The organism is Mycobacterium sp. 1165178.9 (assembly GCF_001673555.1).
Taxonomy (GTDB): domain Bacteria; phylum Actinomycetota; class Actinomycetes; order Mycobacteriales; family Mycobacteriaceae; genus Mycobacterium.
The window spans coordinates 1-3,599 of sequence record NZ_LZMB01000210.1 but is presented as its reverse complement, the minus strand read 5'-3'; the positions used below and the strand labels follow the sequence as shown (position 1 = coordinate 3,599).

Sequence of the window (3,599 nt, the reverse complement as noted above, 5' to 3'; positions counted from 1 at the left end):
CTGCGGCGTGCGGTGCAGCGGTCGCGATCGACGCTCGCTGCGCCCCCTACGGGTGCTTTGGTGATCGGTCGTGCCGAAGACAGCGACGTCGTCATCTCCGATGTCTTGGCGTCGCGCCATCACGCCTACCTGGTCACGAGTCCGAGCGGCGCGGAGATCCACGACGCGCACAGCATCAACGGCACCTTCGTCAACGGCACCCGAATCTTGTCGGCGCCGCTGACCGAGGGCGACGTGGTCACGATCGGCAACGTCGACCTCGTGTTCAACGGTGAGATCTTGCTTCGTCGTGCCGAAGCGGCCACCCGCACCGGCGGGCTAGAGGTGCGCGAGGTCGACTTCGAAGTCGACAGCAAACGGCTGATCCAGAAGGTCTCGATGACGGCCAGACCCGGCACGCTGACCGCCCTCATCGGTGGGTCCGGGGCCGGGAAGAGCACGTTGTCCCGGCTCATCGCCGGAGCCACCTGTCCCACCTCTGGCTCAATCACCTTCGAGGGTCACGACATTCACGCCAGTTTCGCGTCGTTGCGCAGCCGCATCGGCATGGTGCCCCAGGACGACGTCGTGCACCGCCAGCTGACGGTGACCCAGGCGCTGAGTTATGCGGCCGAGCTACGGCTGCCCCCGGATACCAGCAAACAGGACCGCGCGCAGGTCGTCGCGCAGGTTATCGAGGAACTCGGGTTGACCAAGCACGCCGAGACCCGGGTGGACAAGCTGTCCGGTGGACAGCGCAAGCGTGCCTCGGTGGCACTCGAGCTGCTCACCGGGCCGTCCCTGCTGATTCTCGACGAACCGACGTCCGGCCTGGATCCCGCCCTGGACCTCCAGGTCATGACCATGTTGCGGCAGCTGGCCGACGCAGGTCGCGTGGTGCTGGTGGTGACGCACTCGCTGAGCTACCTCGATCTCTGCGACCAGGTGCTGCTGATGGCGCCCGGCGGCAAGACGGCGTATTGCGGTCCGCCCGACGAAATCGAAGCGACCATGGGAACCACCAACTGGGCCAAGATCTTCGGCATGGTGGGCGCGGACCCCGACGAAGCCAACCGCCGTTTCCTGGCCCAACTCAAACCACCCCCGGCCGGACCCGAGGCGGAGAAGCCGGCGGACCTGGGCGCCCCAGCGCGCTCCAGCACGCGTCGCCAGTTCGCCACGATCGCCCGCCGCCAGATTCGGCTGATCGTCGCCGACCGCGCCTACTTCATATTTCTCGCGCTGTTGCCGTTTGTGATGGGCGCGCTGGCGCTCACCGTTCCGGGCTCGACGGGATTCCGCATCGCCGATCCAAACGGTGACGGCTCCGACGAGCCGGGCTCGGTGTTGATGTTGCTGACCATGGCCGCCGTCTTCATGGGGACCGCGTTGACGATCCGCGACCTCATCGGCGAGCGCCCCATCTTCCGTCGAGAACAGGCAGTCGGCCTATCCACCAAGGCATATCTGCTCGCGAAGATGGCCGTGTTCTCGGTGTTCGCCGTCGTTCAGTCGGCGATCGCGACGACCATCACGATTCTGGGCAAGGGAGCACCGACGCGGCCGGCGCTGCTCCTCGGCAGCGCCACCCTCGAGCTGTACGTCGCCACCGCCGCGATGTGCGTCACCGCGGCGATGATCGGCATGGTCTTGTCCTCGCTCGCCCGCTCCAACGAGCAGATCATGCCGCTGCTGGTGGTTTCACTCATGCTGCAGTTGGTGCTGTGCGGCGGGATGATCCCGGTCACCGACCGGCTCGGTCTCGACCAGATGTCGTGGGCGGTGCCCTCGCGCTGGGGATTCGCGGCGCAGGCCTCGACCGTCGACTTGTGGACGATCGAGCCCGGACCGCTCGCCCCGAAAGACAGCCACTTCAAACACACGGCGCAAGCCTGGCTGTTCGATGTGGGCATGCTCGGGGTGCTGACGGTCGTGTACGCCAGTTTCGTGGGTTGGCGCAGCCGGCTCAAGCGCCACTGACCCACGTCTTCTCCGGCTAAATGAAGTCCAAGGCCTCGACCGTGGCCACGGGGCCTTCATGGGTGGGCCGGTTCGCGCCACCAATGCAGTAGACGGTGTTGCCGACAGTTGCGACCACCTCGGCGTGACGCGCGGTTGGCATGGGCCGCAACGTGGTCCACGTTCCGTCAGCGATGTCGTACATCTCGGCCACTCCCACCACCTGCGTCGGTTGCTCACCGCCGACCGCCAGGATTCGGCCGTCGATGAAAGTGGCGCCGTAGCTGCCACGAGGGGTCGGCATGTCGACCAGCCTGGTCCACGTCCCGGACTGCGGATCGAATCGCTCGAACGCCGCCGAGTTCTTATCGGCCGACAGGAATCTCCCGCCGACCGCGTACACGTAAGTGCCATCAGACACCGCGGCCAGATGCTCACGCGGAGTGGGCATGTTGGCCGCGTCGTGCCACGAGCTACCGTCGAAGACCTCGGTTTGCGGGACTAGCTGCTTGGCGTTCTGCCCGCCGACGACTACGAGTTTGTCGCCGACCGTCGCGGCCGCCAGCGCCGCGCGTGGGTGGCCGAGGTTGGGCAACTCCACCCATTTGCCCGCGCGCAGCGCGAACACCTTGGCGGACGCTTGGGTGAGGTCGGCGCTGGTGCCCCCGAGCACCACCACCTCACCGCGATAGGTTGCGGCCGCAGCGTGATGCAGCGGGATGGGCAATGCGGGTTGCGGTTGCCAGATCCCGGTGCGGGGGTCGTAGCTTTCGACCGTCTGCAGCGCGACTCCGTCGCGTAAGCCGCCCATGATCCAGATCTTGTCGTCGAGCACGGTCCACGCCGTCATCAATCTCGGCGTCGGAGCGTCGGGCAGGGAACGCCACTGCGCGGCCGGCTGCATTCGGCGCGCCGGTAGTTGCAGCGCCTCCGCCGACGAGGTCGCTTGGCCGTCGCCGACATCACTCGACCCGCCGATTGAGTACACGGCTTGCCCCACCGCGGCGACCGCCATGCCGTGCCGCGCTGTCGCCATGTCCGGCAAGCCGGCCCACGTATTCGTCGTCAGATCGAGGACCGACACGCTCTTGAGGACTTGCCCCGCCGACTGCCCCCCGACGGCGACCAGGCGCCGGTCGGCTATTGCCACGCCGAGGTCTCCACGCGGTTGGGGAAGGTCAGGCAGTCGAGTCCAGGTTTTCGCGGCAGGGTCATACGCCTCAACCGTCGCCAGCTCGCTGGTTCCGGTCGTGCCGCCTACCGTGTACACCACCTTCCCGTCCGACGCCGCGGCCAGCATCTGCCGGGGGGTCGGTATGGGAGTGCCGAGGGTCCAGGTATTGCCGTCGAAGATCTCGACGGTGTTCAGCAGCGCGCCATTGGAGTCGACGCCGCCGGCGACGATGATGCGGTCACCCACGACTGCCGCCGCCGCTGCCGCCCGGGGCTGCAACATGCGCGGGAGTTCGACCCAGTGGCTGTTGACCACCCGCCAAACCTGGTCGCTGGCAACCTTTTGCGCACCCGCGGTGCGCCAGCCGCCGAGCACGATCGGGTTGCCCTGCCACGTCACCGCCATCGCGTGTTGAACCGGAACAGGTAGGTCGTCACCGCTTTTCCAGCTGTCGATGACCGGGTCATAGCCCTCGTGGTTCGGGACG

At 67.1% G+C, this 3,599-nt stretch carries 2 protein-coding genes; one reads left to right on the top strand and one right to left on the bottom strand.

Annotated features, from left to right (window positions below):
• A partial coding sequence (locus A5652_RS09855) for an ATP-binding cassette domain-containing protein (protein ID WP_067349908.1) occupies positions 1-1,959 on the top strand: 1,959 nt, incomplete at its 5' end.
• A 16-nt stretch (positions 1,960-1,975) separates the two neighbouring features.
• Here the strand turns inward: A5652_RS09855 and A5652_RS09850 are convergent.
• The coding region (locus A5652_RS09850; RefSeq protein ID WP_304441768.1) for a kelch repeat-containing protein at positions 1,976-3,599 on the bottom strand (1,624 nt) is incomplete at its 5' end.